The organism is Novipirellula sp. (assembly GCF_041583735.1).
In the GTDB taxonomy this organism is placed as follows: Bacteria; Planctomycetota; Planctomycetia; order Pirellulales; family Pirellulaceae; genus Novipirellula.
In genome coordinates this window covers 1-19,224 of the sequence record NZ_JBFHFD010000081.1, presented here as the reverse complement: position 1 = coordinate 19,224, position 19,224 = coordinate 1, and the positions used below count along the sequence as shown (strand labels likewise).

Here is a 19,224-nt window from a genome sequence, read left to right as displayed (position 1 = left end):
CGGTGCACCGATTGGTGCAAAAGCTGATTGAGGGCCAGAAAACGCCGGATGAATCGTTTCAGGTGTTGCTGCGGCTCGGGCATCATTGCAGCGATATGGAGCGCAATGCACAGCAGGCCGAGCGTGATTTGATCGAGTTAAAATTGCTTCATTTTTTGAAGAAGAAGGTAGGCGAAAAACTCGATGCCGTCGTCAGCCGTGTTTTTGCGGACGGGATTCACGCGCGTTGCATCAAGCTTCCCGTCGACGGTTTTTTGCCGGTCGCCGCACTGCCGAATGACAAGTATCGATTTGAACGTCAGGGGCAGCAATTGGTCGGATTCCGCGACGGAAATCGTTTTCGTCTGGGAGATTTATTGACGGTGCAGATTGCCAAAATCGACCTTCAAGAACGCCAGCTGTTTTTTGATTTGGTTAAAAACCACTCCTCAGAAGCGGGGCCAGTGTCCTCAGGGCGTCCGAAACACAGCAAGGAACGGGTGGGAACAAAACGCAAGAATGAAGCTCGTCAAAAGAAGAAGCGGCGAAAGCGATAAAGCATTTACGGCTTGGGGCTTTTCGATCGTGGTGTTCTGTATAAACTGACGCGTGTTGATCGGCATCGGCCGGTCACACACTGATCGTTGACATCACGGCCGCCTTTCCCCTGACTAACGCATCTGCGGTAGCTATCTGTGCTGCTTTGCCGGTGCTGAAAAATCGATGGACACTCCTGCCCCTAGCGGACTTGCCATGAATACCTCGCTTTCCACCACCCCGTTGGATGCATGGCACCGGTCCGCCGGTGCAAAAATGGTCCCCTTCGCGGGCTATGAGATGCCGATCCAGTATTCCTCGATCGTCACCGAACACCAAGCGTGTCGAACGTCGGCGGCCCTCTTTGACGTCTCGCATATGGGACGCATTCGTTTTGATGGTGATGGCAGCGAACAACTGCTCGATCATCTGCTGACACGCCGTGTGTCGGATTTGCCGATCGGCGGAGTCCGTTATGGCTTGATGTGTAACGCCGAAGGGGGCGTATTGGATGACGTTCTGGTATCGCATTTGAAAACGCCGTCGGATCGACGGTTTCATTTGTTGGTCGTTAACGCATCGAACCATCAAAAAATCGTCGATTGGATCACGCCGCATCTGCCCGATTTTCCCACGGTGACGATGTCCGACCGTACCGAATTAACGGCGATGATCGCGGTCCAAGGGCCTAAAGCGATCGATGTTTGTAAAAAGCTTTTCTCGTTTGATCCTAGTCGCTTGAAGTATTACCAAGCCACGATCACCGATCAATTCAAAAAGCCAGCGATCCTCAGCCGGACCGGCTATACTGGCGAGGACGGTTTTGAGTTGATCGTTCGTGCCGAAGAAGCGAACCGGATTTGGGAAAACATCATGCTTGCCGGTCGCGACGAAGGCTTTGCCGCCGCGGGGTTGGGCGCTCGCGACACGTTGCGAATGGAAGCGGGGATGCCGCTGTATGGTCATGAGTTAAACGAATCGATTGATCCGATTTCCGCCGGCTTGTCGTTCGCGTGTAGTTTTAAAGATCGCTCGTTCGTGGGAGATGACGCGCTGCGTGCGGTGAAGGCCGCTGGTCCAAAGCAAGTTCGCGTGGGAATGATTCCCGAAGGCAAACGGCCGGCTCGCGAAGGTTGTGACGTGCTCGACGCCGATGGAAAGAAAATTGGTTACGTTACCAGTGGTGGTCCATCGCCGACGCTCGGGCACCCCATCGTGATGGCCTATGTTGATGCCGAGTTTGCGGGTGCGAAGCAGTTTCAAATTGATATCCGCGGGAAGACCGTGGTTGCAAACGCGACCCCCCTTCCCTTTTACAAACGTCCTACCAAGGTTTGATCGTCCAAGCCTTTTGATCGTCAAAGAAGGAATTTTTGCATGGCCCGTGATCCAGAAAAGTTGTTGTATGCCGAGTCGCATGAGTGGTGTGATGTGGCCGAAGAAGGTGGCGAGAAAATCGCAACCATCGGAATCTCTGCGTTTGCGATCGAACAGCTGAACGACCTCGTCTATATGGACCTTCCCGAAGTCGGCAAGGCGGTCACTGCAGGCGAAGAATTCGGTGAAGTCGAGTCGGTCAAAGCGGTGAGCCCGTTGTACTGCCCGATCACCGGTGAAGTCGTCGAAGTCCATAGCGAGTTGCCCGACAACTTAGACCAATTGAATGACGATCCGTATGACTTCGGCTGGGTGATCAAGGTCAAAGTCAGTGACGACTCGAACCTGTCCGCGTTGATGGATGCCGCCGCCTACAGAAAGCAGTGCGCCGAATCGGGTTAATTCTCCGACATTGGGGCTGTTGATTTACTTGAAACCAGATAAGTGAACACGTTGCACGCGAGATTGATCGAAGTCGCCGCTGGAGGCCCGGCGGAGAACATGGCGATCGACCAGGCGCTGTTAGAGTCGGTCGACCGCGATGCCGTTCCGACGCTCCGTTTTTACACTTGGTCCGAACCGACCGTTTCGCTCGGCTATTTTCAAAAAGCGAGAGATCGGCTGGCGCATTCGCCCAGTGCAACGTGTGCCTTCGTTCGTCGCGCCACTGGCGGCGGAGCCATCGTGCATCACCACGAACTGACTTACAGTTTTGTGTGGCCGCTTGAATATGTTCCTGCGGGGGCGAAATCCGAGCTCTATCAGCAAACCCACCAAGCGATCATCGAGTCGCTCGGACGGTTTGGCGTCGCGGCAACGCGTTACGCCGATTGGGGGGATCAAGCAGTCCAAGCGGCCGCAAGCAACGAAAAACGCTGCGACCCGTTCCTCTGTTTTCAGCGACGTACCGACGAAGATTTGGTCGTGTCTGGCTACAAAGTGTGCGGAAGTGCGCAGCGGACGAGTCGCAAGGCGGTCTTGCAGCACGGCAGTATCCTGCTGGACGTCAGCCCTCATGCCCCCGAATTGCCGGGGGTGGTAAATGTGACGCCGCACTGGATTGCAGCGCAAGAGCTGGCGGAGGCACTGACGTCGAGCATGGCGGGGGCGTTTGGTATGAAATTTGATAGTTTTTTGCTCGATGAGACGCTCATGGAGCGCGCTAATCAAATTCAAGCGACTCGGTTTGGCCAGTTAAATTGGAATGAAAAACGTTAAAATTGCAGTCCCAAACGGGGGCGATTCGATTGTGGGGTGGTTATATTCGGGCTAGTTGATAGGAATGGCATTAAGGCGTCTGGACTTGCTTTAAAATCAAAATAAAGGCATTATCCTTTCCTTGAGACTGCTTAGAATCAAGGCTGTGGTGGTGAACCGACAGAAATGTACATCAGTTCTCTATTGCAAACGTAGCATCCGCTCACCATTGACTAATCTTCGTGCGGGGGGTGAGCTGCTGTGAAAGGCTAGGGGATGGAAAAAAAGGGGCGCCAGTTAGGATGACGCTACCTCAGGGCGTCTGAAGTGAATCGGCTTATCGATTGTCTTTTCGACCCCTTCGTCGTGCGTCACGGTATGAATGCTCTGGTAAGTATGCAGATAGGAAGAGTAAGCAGATAGGAAGATTGAAAAAAACGATTGGGACTCATTTCGCAACCCAATTGTTGAAGGCGGAGCGAAAATGATTCTTGGCCATTGAGCGTCCAAGAGTGTTTTTTGGCCGAATGAGATTGGGGTGATCGTTCTCGCGTCGCGGGCATCAGCCAACCATTGAGAGGTGCTTCATGAAAGTTATGTTGAAAGTTCTGACGGGAAGTCACGCCGGCAAGGAGATTGCCGTTGCCAGCGAGAAATTTCTGATTGGACGAAGCGACTCGTGTTCGCTGCGTCCCAAGAGCGAATCGGTCAGTCGCAAGCATTGCATCATTGTCTTGAAAGATGGTCGCGTTCTTGTCCAGGACTTGAAGAGTCGCAACGGCACCTTGGTCAACGGCAAGCGGTTGCCCACCGATATGGCAAAAGTGCTCAAGCCAGGCGACAAGCTGACGATCGGCAAATTGGAATTCGAAGTCTTGATCGAGCATGGATTGCAGGCCGCCAAGAAGCCACAGGTTGCGAACGTCGAAGACGCCGCGGCGCGGGTGGTTCAAGCCGGGTCTGGCGACAGCAAGTTCGAAGAGGTGGATGTCAATTCATGGTTGGACGAAGCGGACCAGATCGATCGCGTCCGCAAGATCTCGGATCCTGAAACACGTCAATTGCGGCTTGATCATCCCGCCGAAGTGAAAAGCGGGACCGATTCCGATAGTACCGAGCTTTCGGTTAACGAAGAGGACTCGGCGATGCGTAAACGCAAAATTCCTGAAAAGCAAAAGCCAATGAAGCTGCCTGAGGGAATGAAGAAGAACATGAAAGAGAATTCACGCGACGCTGCCGACGATGCACTCAAGCGATTCTTTAGCGGTCGCTAGGAAAATGGCATGGAAGAATCGACTGCGTTTCTAATCGAACGTCACCGCCAGAACGATCCTGCAGCGTTCGAGAAGCTCGTCGGACGCTACCATTCGCTCGTCTTTGGTGTCTGTATGCGGTTCATGCGTCACCGCCAAGACGCCGAGGACATGACCCAAGAGACTTTCTCTCGATTGGCAAGATATTTGTCACGTTGGGATTCCAAGCGGCCGATCGAACCTTGGCTCGTCACGATTGCCGGGAATCGTTGCCGGACCGTGTTGTCGCGGCATCGACACGAAGTGGTTACCGGGGTTCCGGTCGAACCGGCAGCCGATCGGGTGCAAGAAAAAATCGCCGCCGATTCGTTGCGCGAGGAAGTCCGTTTGGCCCTCGCCTCTCAGCCCAAAAACCATCGACGCGCGTTTGAATTGTTTCACGAACAATCGATGAACTACGCCGAGATCGCAAGCCATTTGGGGTGTCCGCTGGGGACCGCCAAAACGTGGGTTCATCGGGCTCGTGTGGCCATCATGGACGAGCTGCTCAAACGCGAAGTCGTGGTCGCTGCCAAAAATGTCGTTGCCACCGAGGTGAAACGATGACGTGCCAAGAATTTATGGCGACGCTTCAGCATCAAATCGACCGGCGGCAATCGATCGATGGTAACGACTTGCTGCAGACGCATGCCTCGCAGTGTGAATGCTGTCGCGAACGCTGGGTCGCTTGGCAACAAATCGCCACAGTACTGCCGGGCGATGAACCGTCCGCAGAGAACTTGCTTGCCCCAGCAGACGCGGAATCCTGTCTCGGCGATTCGCGTACTCGCTTTATGCCGCGCCACGTGATGGCGGCGGTGCTACTCGCGGCTGCCGCAGTCATTCTCGTTGCATTTCGAATGCCTCCGACGCCTGCTTTGTCCCCGTCGGCTGAGTCATCGTCGGCTGAGTCATCGATCGCATTGCTTGCGCCCGAGTCGATCTCGCCGTCCTCGTCTCTTACAGGCCCGTCTTCGTCGCACGAAGACAGGGTGCCGAAAACCAGCTTGTCGATGCTGGGGGCTGAAAACCGGGCCTATGGGATGCGGACCAATCCCGTTGCTTGGTTCCATGATGTTCAGCAACGAGATTGGCTGGGACAGACAATGCCGACGGTCGAGTCGTTTCGCGATGGCGTGGCGCCGATCGGACGTTCGTTGCTGCGGGCGGTAACGATTTTGACGACCTCGGGAAAAGATCAGCCGTCTTAACTAAAATAGAGGTCTCGATTGGCTGCCGATGTCGGTGGAAAGTCGAATGCTTTGGCGGGGACTTGGGATGGATCAAAAATTTGGGACTTGGGTCGTTTGAGCATTGGATTACGTCGGAAAGTTGGCTTCGCGGTTCTGGTGGGTGTCCTTGCGATGTCCATGGAAATGGCGCCACGTGGGTTGGCCGAGGAATTGTTCCAACTCCGTAACGGAATGACGTTGCGGGGAACCAAGGCCGAGATCGCCTCGCTCAATGCCAACGCGTTTTCCGCTGCTGCGGCGGGCGAAATTAAACTCCGGCCGATTTGGGTCATCGATGACGGTTTGACTCGGATTTATTTCCATGGCAACGGGATGTCTGCCGCGCCGCCCGTGGCTGTCCGCGACATCGAAAAGTCGATCGAGTTTTGGCAGCCCACACCGCTCGGTGGTAAGGAGATTTCGGCGATTGGCAGCATCCTCGGTGTCTCGCCGTTCAACGAATTTGGCCGCCGCGTGATGACCGTTCGCGGCGTCGATGGCAGCCCGATGCGTTTGGTCCAAGGGATCACCGAGATCAATGGCCGCTATGCCAGAGTCGAGGGGCTCAAAGGCGAGAAATCTTATGTGTGGGATATGCGAGTGGCGACCAGCTCGCTGAAGTCCGAGACGCTGAAGTCGATCTTCCGCCGGCGATTGGACTGGGACAATCTCGATAAACGGCTCGAGGCCGTTCGCTTTTTTATGGAAGCGGGGCGTAACGGAGATGCGATCGAGGTGCTGCGAGAGGCAATCGAGACGTTTCCCGAAGCGGCAAAAATGCAGCGGCAAATTGTCGTCTTGACCGAGCGTCAAGCGAATCAGTTGCTCGAAGAGGCGATGTTACGAGCGGAATCAGGCCAAGAGGAATTGGCACTGCAGATCCTCCAGCAATTTCCCACCGATCAACTCGGCCGAGTGACCCGATTGCAAGTCCAAGACGCGACGCAAAAGATTCGGGCATCGCAAAGTCAAGCCAAGTCGCTGATCAATCAGCTCGACGGTCAGATTCAGCAATTGGAGCAGGCCGAATCGCTGCAGCCCATTTTCAATGAAATCAAAGCGGGGCTTTCGTCGGCAACGATGATCCGCTTAAGCGATTACATCCGCTTGGGGCAATCCGAGGCGGTGCCGCTGGAAAATCGCGTTGCCCTGGCGGTTGCCGGTTGGTTGCTCGGTAGCGGTTCGGGCGAACAGAACTTAACGGTCACGATTTCGCTGGTAAAAGTACGTGATTTAGTGGCGGAATATTTAGCGACGTCGGATGCAGCGCGTCGTCAAGCGATTTTGGCAGAGCTTCAAAATCTTGAAGGAGCCGAGGCCGAGTACGTGGCGCGTATGTTGCCTCTGCTGACTCCCACGCTTGATTGGCCCGCAGGGGCATCGCACGAGACGATTCCCGGGATGTACTTGGTCGGCGACGAAACCGAGCAATTGGATCAGCCGCCGCGGCCTCGTTACGTCGTACAGTTGCCACCAAATTACAATCCGCTTCGCGAGTACCCCTGTGTGCTCGCGCTGCATCCGGTGCGAGGTACTCCGGTGTCCGAGATTGATTGGTGGAGTGGTGTTTACAACGAAGAGATGCAGGCTCGTTTGGGGCATGCGTCCCGCTATGGATTTATTGTCGTCGCGCCGCTGTGGACTCGCGATTCGCAACGCGATTACGAATACAGTTCGCGAGAACATGAACGCATCCTCGTTTCGCTTCGCGATGCAATGCGTCGCAGCTCGATCGATGCCGACCGAATCTTTATTGCCGGGCATGGCGAAGGCGGCGCGGCTGCATGGGATATCGCCTATTCACATCCTGATTTGTGGGCCGGCATGATTTCGATCAGTGGCGAACCGGCGAAAACGATTACGCATTACCATCCCAATGCCCCCTATGTGCCAATGTACTTGGTGATGGGAGAACGCGACGGAGCGCCGACGCCGTTGGTCCGCAACGGACCGATCATGGATGACTACGTCAAATTCAAAAGTGACGCGATGGTGGTGATGTATCGAGGCCGAGGACGCGAGTTTTTCTATGAAGAGATTCATCGCTTGTTCGAATGGATGCGTTTGCCATCGCATGTCCGCAAAGAGGCCCCCGAGGACATTGATGCGGTCACGATGCGCGACGGCGACAATTTCTTTTGGTGGTTAGAGCTTGGCGCCCTCAAGCCCGATGTGGCCGTCGATCCGTTGTTGTGGGAGCAATCTGAACGACTTCGTGCGGCATCGGTCTCGGCGTCGATCGGCAGCGACAACCAGATCCGCATCAACCAAGGCCCGACCGAGCAGTTTATGGTTTGGCTGCGTCCGATGCGGAATCTCGATCTCGGCAAACCGGTCACGATTCGCTATCGCTCGCGGCGAGTGATGTTTGAGTTTGACGGTTCGCTCGTAACGTTGCTCGAAGATGCACGCCGTCGGGCCGATCGAAAGCGTCCTTTCTGGGCCGGCGTCCCCATCCCTTAATTGCAGTCCCTTGATTTTTGCTTCTTGCTTGTCGCCCCTTAGTTTGCGGTCACGCAAAAGGGGCCCGTTCCTCAATAGGCCCCGTTCCCTGGCGTTTTTGCTGCCAAATGGCTAAGGGGGCCGCGTCGCACGCAAGCCAGCGATTAGGGTTTCTCGCGAAAAGGGCGAACTTTCGTCGCCCCCAACCCATCCAAATTGGGCATTTCCGTTGGTGGGGTTCGTCTACAATGGCCGTATCCCCCAACAACCCTATTGCTGCTCAGGAGCGTGCACGGTGAAACGACGCGATTTTCTAACAACCCAGGCTTTGCTTGCAGGCACAGCGCTCTCGATGGCCTCAGGAACCACGTGTCACGCCCAAACCGAGGAAACGGGTGCGACAAACTCTGCTGCTGCGGCGGATGCAGCTAGCGGGAAAACACGGCGTGTTCATCAATCGGTGATGGGGTGGTGCTTCAGTGGCATCGATACGTTGACCTTGGCAAAGCACTGTAAACGGATAGGCTTCGAAGCGATCGAGGGCATTCCGGCCTCCAGCTATGATGCGGTCACGAAGCTCGGGCTGAAAATCGCCTTGACCGGCAGTCATGGATTCGCCAACGGGCCTCTCGATCCTGAAAATCATGCCGAAGTCGAAAGAAAGCTGCGTCAGGGAATCGATCTCGCGGTGCAGTATGGGGCGCCGAACGTCATTACCTTTACCGGAATGGCAAAGAAAGGAATCAACGATGCGTCAGCACGTCGCAACTGTTTGGATTGTTGGAAACGTGTACTACCTTATGCCGAAGAAAAGAATGTCGGCATCGTGCTGGAACATCTCAACAGCCGAGATGATTCACATCCCATGAAAGGGCACCCCGGATATTGGGGCGATGATTTGCACCTTTGTGCCGATTTGGTTCACGCGATGGATTCGCCCAAGTTCAAACTGCTCTTTGATATCTATCACGTGCAGATCATGAACGGCGATCTGATCCGGAATATTCGCCAGTATCATCCGATTGTGGGGCATTATCACACAGCCGGAAATCCAGGGCGGGGCGAACTAGACGAGAACCAAGAAATCAATTACCCAGGGGTTATTCGGGCGATCGTCCAAACGGGATACCAGGGCTATCTTGCCCAAGAATTTATTCCCACCGCCGACGATCCGATCGAATCCTTGGAAAAAGCGTTTCATCTTTGCGACGTTTGAGTTTCCGAATAATCGGTAGATGCACCGCAGAAGATGCGACGCAGCGGATATGCAGCAAAAAACGACATTACAGTGGGAACCCCACGCGGCACGGATGTGTCAGTTCAGATCCGTGTGATAGCAATTTGGCCTGAGGGCCGAGAAGTTCAGAATCGGAAACCCAGTTTGATCGGTTTGAGTGAAGGTTTTTTGAGAGTTGATGCAACGCACTAACATCGAAACGAGCGAGCTGAGTGTCGAAGAGTTTCGGCGTCTCGGCGTACGTCTGAACGAATGCCGCTTGCCGGTCATTCGCCAGGCGATCGCGCGGGTGGGTAAGTCGCTTGCCGACCAGCAACTCGTGGCACCCTCGCCTCAACGCGAGCGTGAATTGTCGCTGTTGGTGACCTCGGCGTACCGGGTGCTTGATCCTCGAAACCGTCGCGACTTTGTTCAGCGTATCCTGGTTGGACGTTTGCAACCCGAGGGGACTCCGTGGTTGGGACAGCAAAACTTTCGCATCGGTGTTGCCGAGTCGGGCGAGAATCCCAATGACAACAATCCCAATGACAACGAAGGTGTCTCGGATGACGATCCCTTTGATTTCGATCTTTCGAGTTCCAGCCAGACTCCGTTTATGGTCCAGACGCGAGCGTCGATCGCCAATTGGACGCAAAGCCTCGATTCGCAAGATTTGATCGAAGCGGGCGTTCGACGACGACGACTCGCCAACGTGCGGAATTCAATCCAGCATCCTTGGATGCTGCTCTCGTTGTTCGGCTTGCTCGTTGCCACGCTTTTCGGAGTGTCCAAACTTGATTTGGGGCCCGAAGAATATTTGGGGCCTGAAGCGTATCAAGCTTGGAATGGTGAGATCGCGAACAGCGACACTCCCACAAGTGCCGACACCCCCGCAGAGTCGTTGGTTGCAGAGTCGTTGCATCCGACTGAGTCAGGGGCTGGCGTCTCTGCGGTTGCCGAGAATCCGATCGACGGTCACGGTGCTGTGACCGCGAACGCAGGTAATACGATGACGCCGGAACGGGCCGCTGCACCTGAAACGACTGCCGCAGCGACAGCGAAGCTTGTGCCTGAAAAATCCGTGGTCACCACGGACGTCCCCATGTCGCCCGTCGCAGCGGCCGCAGTCGCTCCGTCGACTTCCGACACGGCGACCAAAACCGAATTGGAAATCGATCCTTTGGATTTGGCCATTGATGCGTCTCTGGCGGCGCTTTCATCGGTGCCGTCACCGGCACCAAGCGAGGTTTCCCCCAGCAAGGCATCTGCGTCCGCGACCATGACCGGCTCGCTTGACGCGGCTCCCGAATCAGAGTTTCTTCCCGATCCGTTCGCGGTCGTGACATCCGAAGGGGATGATTTTTCATTTCCTGATTCGCTCGACATGCTGAGCCAAATGGATGGAATTACCGACCCTGTCAACGGATTGGACTACGTGAATGAGGGCCAGACGAAACGCACCGCCGTTCCTTCGTCGGACCTGCAAGCGGCGGCACGCCAAAAGCTAAAGTCGCGTTTCCCTGTGCTAGGGACGCGGATGCTGCCCGAGGCGGTCGTTGATTTGATTGGACAATTGCAAGATGCCTTGCTCGACGCGTCGAGTAGTGACGAGGCCTATGTGATTCAGCGGACGGTTGCCGAACACGCTTGGTTGGTTCAGGATGCGGCCAAAGTGGAAACTCTTGTTCACGAATTGACGAATACCTTTGAATTAGACAGCGACCAAACGTTGGTGCAAACCTATTTGGCATCGATCGCGATTGTGGATCTCGACGATACCAAGCGTTTTTTAGCTCGTAATGGATTTGTGTTGGCAGAGCGTTTGTTGACCAATGAGTCGCTGGAACAGAGTAACCTTGTCGCCCGCGGCGCCGCAGGCTTGGTCAACGCGGTTGGTGACGAGCAGCTTTCGATCGACTCGCGGCGGTTGACGCAAGCGATTGAGTTGTCCACCAAAATGTCAGCCACGGTCGTACGCCCTGACGCGATTCCCTTTGCATCCGATTTGGATTTGGGGGTCGCAGGACGTTACTACTGCTTGATGCTACGTAATTGGGACCAAGGGTTGCCCTGGTTAGCTAAAGTCAGCGATGCAAGGATCGCAAGTTTGGTCAAACAAGAGCTTGCCTTGACAAAAGCATCTTCGATTACCGAGTGGAATGCTCTAGCGGATCGCTGGAAGATTGCCGCCGATCGCACGGACGGTCGTTCGGCGGATTCGATTCGTTCGCATGTGATCGCAATCAAGCGGCGGATCGAAGCGGATGCGGATGGCATACAAAAGCTCGAACTGCAACGCGAGATCCGCAGCTTGGAATTAGAATTGCCATTTTACATCGTCAAACTCGGCGAGTGGGACAATGTAAAACCGGTCGCGACACCGGAGTCGCGTAATATGGTTCCCGCACCGGCTTTGGTGGATAGCTCGACCGGCATGATCGGGCGAGTCAAGATCGACGGACGCCCGACTCATTTTCGCGTCGTCTATATGCCTGGGGGATTGTTGACACCCTCAGCGTTGACGCAATATTCGGCAATTTATAGTTTGCAAGAGCAACTGGTTGAAATTGAGTTTTCGGGGCAATTGCAATTGTCTACTCCGATGGAAGTTCGCTTGATTTCTTCTTCGGCGGGGCGTCATCGGTATGGTGAAGTCCGAGTGGATGGCGAGATCGTTTCGCTCGATGCCGCCTCGGAATACGTTGATCTTTGGCTCGACTCGGGAAGTCATCAGCTCCAATGGCACGTCCGGGTAACCCCGCTAGCGAACGAGTATTTTCGGGTCCAAGATGTGCTGACTCGGGGCGAACTGAATCTAACTCATTCAAAAGTCATGCAATAACGCTCGCCAAGCTCGTACAATGTCTGCACTGAGATTGTACGCCACAAAACCTTGGACTGAGTGTTTATGAACGTTGCGAGTGAATCCCCCCGTGCGTCGACATTAAGCGAATTGCGCGAATCCGCCTGGGTCTCGAAAAGCGTCAAGCAAGAGATGCAGGATAACTTTGTTCGCATGCTAGAAAGCGGCGAGGCATTGTTTCCGGGGATCGTGGGATACGAAGACACCGTGATCCCCGAAATCAACTTGGCGCTGCTCGCCGGGCACGACATGTTGTTTCTGGGCGAAAAGGGGCAAGCCAAAAGTCGAATCATGCGGATGTTAACCCGCTTTCTTGATGAATGGGTGCCGTACATCGATCATCCCGATTTGCCTGTGCACGAGGATCCCGAGAAACCGATATCTGCCGCCGGCAAACGTCTGTGCCGAGATACCCCGGCGGACCAGATCCGCATCGCGTGGTGGCATCGTAGCGAACGCTACGCCGAACGGCTGAGCCCGGGAACAAAGTTTGCCGACATCATTGGCGAAATTGATCCCGCCAAGCTGACTGGCGGCGTCAGTATGAGTACCGAAGAGGCACTTTCATTTGGCTTGATTCCTCGCATGCATCGTGGCATTTTTGCGATGAACGAATTGCCTGAGTTGGACGATCTGGTCCAAGTTGGTTTGTTCAATATCCTCGAGGAACGCGATGTGCAAATTCGCGGTTATCCCATTCAATTTGACATTGATTTGGTGATTTTGTTTTCAGCCAATCCGTCGACTTATAATCGCAGCGGCAAAGTCATCCCGCAGCTCAAAGACCGAATCGGCTCGATCGTCCAGACTCATTACCCCAGTGAACGTGACCAGGGGATCGAGATCTTGCAGCAGGAAGTCGGGGACGATCTCGACGGGAATTACCCTGTCCAAGTGCCTTACTTTATGTACCAAATCGTCGAAGAGATCACGAACCAAGCGCGTCGCAGCAAGTACATCGATCAAGCTTCGGGTGTATCCGCGAGATTTTCGTTGGCTAACTTCCGCACTCTGATTGCCTCGGCTCGCCAACGTGGCGTGTTGCACGGCGAGAAGCCCGCAGTGCCACGAATCAGCGACCTAGGGCATATCTATTCCAGTTCGCTTGGTAAGTTAGAACTTGATTTGATGGGGACTCATCAGATGAGTGAGCGGCAAGTGCTGGATGCCGTGGTGGCACAAGCGATTGAAGTGGTTTTCAAAGAGTACGTCGAAGAGCACGGATTGTCGGACATCGCCGAGATCTTTCGCGGCGGCGTTCGCGTCGAAGTCGGTGACATGCTGCCAAGTAGCCACTACGCCGAGCGGCTTCGCCAGGTGCCGCCAGCCTGGAATAAAGCGTTTGAACTCAATGCGAGTGAGAACGATGCGGTCCGTGCCAGTTGTGTCGAGTTTGTATTGGCAGGACTGTACAGCATGGAACGAATCAGTCGCTCGCAGCGATTCGGAAAGATCCAGTACGAGTTCTAAGTGACCCTGTCGCATAGGCTTCTAGCCTGTGGTCGCTGAAACGACCAGCGAAATGACAGGCTCTTAGCTTGTCCCTCAAATCATTTCATCCTTAGGAAATCCGAATGGACCGTCGACTCGGGGGCGTGATTCACGCCTATCAAAAATACGACCCGACCAAGTTCCCCTCGCCGACCCAACCGCCACCGGATCTTGTCTCTTCGGCGTTTGAGCAAGCGTTGATGTACGGCAACTATCACGAGCTGAGCGAAGAGGAGCTTGCTCGAGCGATTCGTTTGGATCCTAGTCAAATGGCTGGTTTGGGACCGAGCTTGGACATGTTGCGGGCGATTCTCGAAGAGCGTAAACGCAAGATCTTAGCGACGTACGAATGTGATTCGGTCCAGAAAAAGGCGCGTCGCGCGTTCCAGCAATCAAGCAAAGAGGTACGTTTGCCTAAAGAGCTCGACAAGTTCTTTCGCCGCGCCATTGTCCAAGAGCAACCGTATCTGCTGGAATCGCTGTGGTACCAGGCGGGGGATGATAACAATGACACGGCGCGGGCCTTGTTGAAGGTTACTCAGCGGATGAGTGACAAACACAATATCGAAGAGCTTGCTTCGAAGTACCACTTCACTGGCATCGAATCGATGTCGATTACCAAGGCGCTCGAGGTTAAAGAGGAGCTCGAAAAGATCGACGAGCTTTTAAAGCAGCTCGAGGAAGCTGAGAAAACAGCTCAAATTGCGATCATCGATATGGAGATGTTAAGCGAGTTCACTCAACCCGGCGACATGCAGCAACTTGAAGAGATGCGGCGTCAATTAGAAAACTTGGCTCGCGAACAGGCCGAACGCCAAGGATTGGAAAAAGATCCCAACAACAAAGGCGGCTTTCGTCTGACCCCCAAGGCCTACAAGATTTTTCAAGGTCGGCTGTTGGAGCGAATTTTTAGCCAATTGGCACCGTCGCGATCAGGACGTCACCACGGCGACGTCGTCGGCGAAGGGGCGGTCGAGTTGCAGCAGACCAAGCCCTACGAATTTGGCGACAGCGTTGCGAACATCGATTTGCCGCAAACGATCATCAATGCGCTGTTGCGACATGGGGATGAGCGGCCACTGCGACTACATGGCGACGACATCGTTGTCCATAAAACACGCAATCACCCCAAATGTGCGACTTGTGTGATCATGGATATGAGTGGGTCGATGCGTTACGACGGTCAATACATCAACGTCAAACGCATGGCGCTTGCGATGCAAGGATTGATCCAATCAGAGTATCCGGGAGACTTTCTGCGGTTTATCGAAATGTACACGTTTGCCAAGTTGGTCTCGCCCGGTGAGATCATCGAGCTGATGCCAAAGAACGTCACGATCCATGACCCCTGGGTGCGGCTCAAAGCCGACATGAGTGATCAAGACATTAGCGAACAGCAGGTGCATCCCCACTTTACGAATATCCAGCACTCACTCAAGTTGGCGCGTCAAAATCTCGTCAACAGCGACACCCCGAACCGGCAAATCGTGTTGATTACCGACGGGCTGCCGACCGCGCATTTCGAAGACGAGTGGTTGTATATGTTGTATCCGCCGGATCCGATGACCGAACAGGCGACGATGCGCGAAGCCCGGCTGTGTCAGAAGGAAGGGATCACGATCAATATCTTTCTGGTCCCGAGTTGGTCGCAGAGCGAAGAGGATATTCGCTTCGCTTATCGGCTTGCCGAAACCACCAAAGGCCGCGTGTTCTTCACCAGCGGCCGTGACCTCGACCGCTTCGTCGTTTGGGACTACGTGCAAAACCGCCGCGACATTATTTCCTAGGCGGACCGATCGGTTTTTCAACCCGCCACGCAACTTCAAAATGCGTTAGCGAGGAAATTTTGATCTTGACACTTCTATTTCGCGATCCATCTTGACGCCATTTGACGTTTTTTCGCATCCTCGGCGACAAAGACTCTTGCTTGCAATGATGGGAAGAAATATGAAACGGGTGAGGTGGTTCGCGAGAGCTGTCGAGCAGGAAGCTCGCCAGTTGCGTGGTTACTTGCTGTTTGCAGGTTCGATAAAGCGTCAACGCCAATGGCGTCGACTTGAGCGAGCTAACGAGTCCTACGGACACACCGTTCTGCTTGACATCAACAAGATCATTTTTGATGGCGAACAAGGTCGTCGGATTCACGCGTTGGTCAATCTGCTGACACGTGGAGGCTATCGAGTATGGTTGACTCCTCGAGTTTGCTTTTTTCAAAATGCCAACAAAGTCTATAAGTGGCGGGCGCTGGAGCACGTCTATGAGTATGGTGTGGAGGGAACGCCTGCGAAGTTTGATCTTTGCATCACCGATCGACGTAGGGAGTGCCCGAAAGCCAATCGCACTTTGCGATTAACCAGTGATACCCAACGCCAGCTCAGCGACCGCGATTTACCGGTACCCTACACGATTCACCCCGACCACATGGATGCTCGTGAAGACTTGAATTTTCAAGCCTATCGCGATACCCCGCGACGCTGGCTCGTCTTCTTTGGCGGTGACCGCCGGTCCGACGCCTACCATCCGAGCGAGCAATACACTCACTTCAAATCGATTCCTCGGCCCCGTTTGGTCCAACTCGCCGAGGAGTGCTTTCGGGACGATCTGCAATTTCCCGACTCCGAAGATGCACTGAATAAGCTGATGCTCTCGGACGCGGATAGCCTTGTTATCTTGGATTCGGCACGGTATCGCGTTGCTCCATCGCGATGGTTACCTGTGGTAAGCCAAGCAAAGTTCTTTCTTGCGGCACCGGGCCAGACCTACCCGCACAGTCATAACTGCATTGAATCATTGGCGATCGGAACGATCCCCATCCTTGAATACAACGAACGGTTTCAGCCCGCTCTCGAGCATGGAGTGAATTGTTTGGTGTATCGCGGTGAGCAGCAGTTTCGTCAATTGATGACGGAGATTCGGGCGATGCCGGAATCGAGTATTCAGCAAATGCGTCAAGGTGCGATTGCCTATTACGACGAATATTTGTCGCCGCAATCGTTTGTACATCGACTCACCGCCGATGCGTTTGATCGGTTGCACATGTATCCCTACCTCGCTCGGCCCGGTATTTTGAATCGGCACTTGCGTGTCAATAATCGTGTTACTGCCGCCCGCGAGCGAGAGCGAGCCCGGGCTGCCAGCTGACGAGCCGCTCCGGCGGCCAGTCCTGGCTAGAGTTTGTCCTTCCCCCTCTGCCCTTAGGGGGGCGTTATTGTTTCGACGAATCGACTGAGGATCGAAGTTCAATTTTGATAGGTTGATGGTCGCTGGCGAAACGGCCTGCTGCGGTTTTCGGGTCGAGTGTTTGGTGAGTCGCGACGGAGGATTTTGGATCGCTCAACAGAATGAAATCGATCTTGCCGTTTGCACGAATGGCCTTGAAACCATTAAACGTCCCGCTGGGGCCCGTCGGATCGGAATCACTGAGTTTGATCGCATCAAAAAACCTCACTCCTTCGCCGCTTTCTGCGAGCAAATTTTGCAACGGCTTTGATTGCGGAGTCGCATTCAGGTCACCCATCACGACGACGGGAAGCTCGTCGCGAAGCTCGGATGCCTTTGTACGCAACAAGTTAGCCGAGTTTTCTCGCGCGGTGGCACTTTGGTGGTCAAAGTGAGTGTTCATCAGCAGCAATGCAGTGGCGTTGTCCTTGGATTTGATTTCGACCCACGAGCAAATGCGGGGTAAATTTGCGCCCCATGCGTTTTTGCCCACGGCCTGCGGATCGGGACCAAGCCAAAATGTTCCTTTTCGCGTCACTTCGAATTGGTCCCGCCGCCAAAACACCGGCGAAAACTCGCCGCCGTCTTTGCCGTCGCTACGTCCGACCCCATACCACTGAAATTCGGGAAGACGTTCGGAGAGATCATCGATTTGTTTTCGTGTTGCTTCTTGCAATCCGATGATGTCAGCCCCCTTGATTGTTTCGGCAACCGCATCGACGCGATGATCCCAATGGTCGGGGCCATCATTGGGATTCATGTAGCGAATGTTGTAGGTCATCAACCGTGTCGTGTCGTCTGCAAAAACGGCAGTGGCGATCAAGCAGGCGAGAAAAGCGAGGCAACCGATTTTCATGTTCCAAGGTTCCGGAAAGAGAGAGGGGGGATAGTCGTGTTTCGCTCGGCAAACCTGCGTTCTGGCCGCGAGGATCGAGAGATTGATTGTTGTCGTAGCTACGCTCGCCAGAGCGTGGGTTCCACCGCGTGGCGATGGCAGCTACGTTGAAATCCAGCGGTTGGTTTCCGTTTGTTCTGACGGATCAATGACATGAATGGCGTCGTGATCACGACAACCGATGTTGGCGGCGAAATCGTGACGGTGTGACACCGATGTGTTTGCGGAATTGTTGAGTAAACGCACTTTGGTCACAGAATCCGAGTTGAGCGGCGATGTCGATGATGGATGTATTCGCGTGGATCAATTCGTCGCATGCCGCTTGCATCCGAGTCTTCATCAAAAAGTCTTGCACACTCATCCCGAATACGTCCATGAATTTTCGGTGTAATTGGCGTGTGGATACATTGGCTCGTTGGGCAAGTTCCACCACGGTGATGCGTCCACGATGATTCTCGCGAATATGTTCGACCACATCGCTGATTTGACTGTATGGCAACGCCGTTTTGCGATGACCCTCGTAGCTACGAATCACTCCCATGATTCCGATTACGGACCCCTGTTTATCGTAAACCGGCAACTTTGTGGTGACAAACCAATCCAACAACCTTTGTTCGGTGTACCAGATCTCGACACGATCGGTCATCGGCTCGCCCGTGCGAATGACCAGTTGGTCGTCGCGGACGAAGCTATCGGCGATATGAGCCGGGAAAAAGTCGTAATCATCGCGACCGATCACCTCGTCTTCGTGCTCGCAGCCGAAACGATCCACGATCGACTGGCTAACGCTCACCATGCGGCTCTGCTCGTCTTTCATAAAAAAAGAGGTGCCAGGCACGTAGTCGAACAGCCTCTGGATTTGATGCGACGGATGCATTCGGTTAAGAAAATCGCTTTTAAAGCTGTTTTCTTTGCCGTTGGCCCCCCGTTCGGATTCCGCGTGTATCATAATGGGTTCGTGGAAACGGACTTTTTATGTCGGATAATTCATAAATGAAGTCTGAATGATACAAGATATTTCAAGGTCCGTGGTGCAAGATAGTTCGCAGCCAATAGGGGATTGTAAGCGAAGCAACCGGCTTCGCTCCTCCCTACCCTGCTCTGCCCTGCCCTCCCCTGGAAACGTTTCCCTCCCCGTCACCTACCCTCCGCCTGCGCGTTCGTGTTTTCCTGCTTGCCTTCTTGCGAACTGTCACATCCTAATTCTCCGTGTATGATCGGAACCACTCATGTGGGTGTGATGCTTCCCTTTGCGGCGTCGATAAATGGAACCGGACCGTCTGGAAAAACAATTTGGAGATTGAAAACCTGATGCAACGACAAACGACATTCCTCCTCGCACTCTTGCTTCTCAGTTTGAGTTTGACGGTGCCGCCGGCGCGATGCGATGCCGCCGAAGTGGAACTGAAAAAAGGCGACCATATCTGTTTGGTCGGTAACGCATTAGGCGAGCGTTTGCAAACCGAAAACCATTGGGAGAGTTT

General features: G+C 54.2%; 14 protein-coding genes and 1 pseudogene. 13 read left to right on the top strand and 2 right to left on the bottom strand.

The genetic code is table 11. The features are described from left to right. From ABX962_RS08825 to ABX962_RS08765, 13 genes and pseudogenes are all read left to right on the top strand, one after another. Positions 1-536: pseudogene (locus tag ABX962_RS08825) on the top strand (ribonuclease R); the annotation flags it as partial. Between the two features lie 196 nt (positions 537-732). Continuing rightward, positions 733-1,854: a glycine cleavage system aminomethyltransferase GcvT gene (gene gcvT / locus ABX962_RS08820; RefSeq protein WP_372718562.1), complete on the top strand. Its 1,122-nt coding sequence runs from the start codon at positions 733-735 to the stop codon at positions 1,852-1,854. A gap of 39 nt (positions 1,855-1,893) precedes the next feature. Next, positions 1,894-2,295, top strand: coding sequence for a glycine cleavage system protein GcvH (gcvH, locus tag ABX962_RS08815; protein ID WP_372718560.1), 402 nt, complete (start codon positions 1,894-1,896; stop codon positions 2,293-2,295). Positions 2,296-2,337: 42 nt separating this feature from the next. Continuing rightward, positions 2,338-3,111, top strand: a complete 774-nt coding sequence (locus ABX962_RS08810; RefSeq protein ID WP_372718558.1) for a biotin/lipoate A/B protein ligase family protein — start codon at positions 2,338-2,340, stop codon at positions 3,109-3,111. A 566-nt stretch (positions 3,112-3,677) separates the two neighbouring features. Then, the gene (locus tag ABX962_RS08805; protein ID WP_372718556.1) at positions 3,678-4,364 is read left to right on the top strand and encodes an FHA domain-containing protein; all 687 of its coding nucleotides are present in this window, start codon (positions 3,678-3,680) and stop codon (positions 4,362-4,364) included. 9 nt (positions 4,365-4,373) lie between these two features. Continuing rightward, a complete protein-coding gene (locus tag ABX962_RS08800; protein ID WP_372718554.1) occupies positions 4,374-4,949 on the top strand; it encodes an RNA polymerase sigma factor in 576 nt (191 codons plus the stop codon). Continuing rightward, a complete protein-coding gene (locus tag ABX962_RS08795) occupies positions 4,946-5,593 on the top strand; it encodes a hypothetical protein (RefSeq protein WP_372718552.1) in 648 nt (215 codons plus the stop codon). Before ABX962_RS08800 ends, ABX962_RS08795 begins: the two co-directional genes overlap by 4 nt. Before the next feature lie 153 nt (positions 5,594-5,746). Continuing rightward, positions 5,747-8,077: an alpha/beta hydrolase gene (locus ABX962_RS08790; protein ID WP_372718550.1), complete on the top strand. Its 2,331-nt coding sequence runs from the start codon at positions 5,747-5,749 to the stop codon at positions 8,075-8,077. Positions 8,078-8,351: 274 nt separating this feature from the next. Next, the gene (locus ABX962_RS08785) at positions 8,352-9,272 is read left to right on the top strand and encodes a TIM barrel protein (RefSeq protein ID WP_372718549.1); all 921 of its coding nucleotides are present in this window, start codon (positions 8,352-8,354) and stop codon (positions 9,270-9,272) included. A 199-nt stretch (positions 9,273-9,471) separates the two neighbouring features. Then, positions 9,472-12,114, top strand: coding sequence for a hypothetical protein (locus tag ABX962_RS08780; RefSeq protein ID WP_372718547.1), 2,643 nt, complete (start codon positions 9,472-9,474; stop codon positions 12,112-12,114). Positions 12,115-13,168: 1,054 nt separating this feature from the next. Next, a complete protein-coding gene (locus tag ABX962_RS08775; RefSeq protein ID WP_372718564.1) occupies positions 13,169-13,219 on the top strand; it encodes a hypothetical protein in 51 nt (16 codons plus the stop codon). Between the two features lie 490 nt (positions 13,220-13,709). Beyond that, a complete protein-coding gene (locus ABX962_RS08770) occupies positions 13,710-15,413 on the top strand; it encodes a hypothetical protein (RefSeq protein ID WP_372718545.1) in 1,704 nt (567 codons plus the stop codon). Between the two features lie 145 nt (positions 15,414-15,558). Beyond that, a complete protein-coding gene (locus ABX962_RS08765) occupies positions 15,559-16,767 on the top strand; it encodes a hypothetical protein (RefSeq protein ID WP_372718543.1) in 1,209 nt (402 codons plus the stop codon). Positions 16,768-16,831: 64 nt separating this feature from the next. Here ABX962_RS08765 and ABX962_RS08760 read toward each other — a convergent pair whose 3' ends face one another. Then, the gene (locus tag ABX962_RS08760; RefSeq protein ID WP_372718541.1) at positions 16,832-17,701 is read right to left on the bottom strand and encodes an endonuclease/exonuclease/phosphatase family protein; all 870 of its coding nucleotides are present in this window, start codon (positions 17,699-17,701) and stop codon (positions 16,832-16,834) included. Positions 17,702-17,909: 208 nt separating this feature from the next. Next, positions 17,910-18,689: a helix-turn-helix domain-containing protein gene (locus ABX962_RS08755; protein WP_372718539.1), complete on the bottom strand. Its 780-nt coding sequence runs from the start codon at positions 18,687-18,689 to the stop codon at positions 17,910-17,912. Between the last annotated feature and the right edge of the window lie 535 nt (positions 18,690-19,224).

What these genes read in the sequence shown, in the direction of transcription:
- gcvT (WP_372718562.1), top strand. Translation starts at nt 733, where the DNA reads ATGAATACCTCGCTTTCCACCACCCCGTTGGATGCATGGCACCGGTCC.
- gcvH (WP_372718560.1), top strand. Translation starts at nt 1,894, where the DNA reads ATGGCCCGTGATCCAGAAAAGTTGTTGTATGCCGAGTCGCATGAGTGG.
- ABX962_RS08805 (WP_372718556.1), top strand. Translation starts at nt 3,678, where the DNA reads ATGAAAGTTATGTTGAAAGTTCTGACGGGAAGTCACGCCGGCAAGGAG.
- ABX962_RS08800 (WP_372718554.1), top strand. Translation starts at nt 4,374, where the DNA reads ATGGAAGAATCGACTGCGTTTCTAATCGAACGTCACCGCCAGAACGAT.
- ABX962_RS08795 (WP_372718552.1), top strand. Translation starts at nt 4,946, where the DNA reads ATGACGTGCCAAGAATTTATGGCGACGCTTCAGCATCAAATCGACCGG.
- ABX962_RS08790 (WP_372718550.1), top strand. Translation starts at nt 5,747, where the DNA reads ATGTCCATGGAAATGGCGCCACGTGGGTTGGCCGAGGAATTGTTCCAA.
- ABX962_RS08780 (WP_372718547.1), top strand. Translation starts at nt 9,472, where the DNA reads ATGCAACGCACTAACATCGAAACGAGCGAGCTGAGTGTCGAAGAGTTT.
- ABX962_RS08770 (WP_372718545.1), top strand. Translation starts at nt 13,710, where the DNA reads ATGGACCGTCGACTCGGGGGCGTGATTCACGCCTATCAAAAATACGAC.
- ABX962_RS08765 (WP_372718543.1), top strand. Translation starts at nt 15,559, where the DNA reads ATGATGGGAAGAAATATGAAACGGGTGAGGTGGTTCGCGAGAGCTGTC.
- ABX962_RS08760 (WP_372718541.1), bottom strand. Translation starts at nt 17,701, where the DNA reads ATGAAAATCGGTTGCCTCGCTTTTCTCGCCTGCTTGATCGCCACTGCC.
- ABX962_RS08755 (WP_372718539.1), bottom strand. Translation starts at nt 18,689, where the DNA reads ATGATACACGCGGAATCCGAACGGGGGGCCAACGGCAAAGAAAACAGC.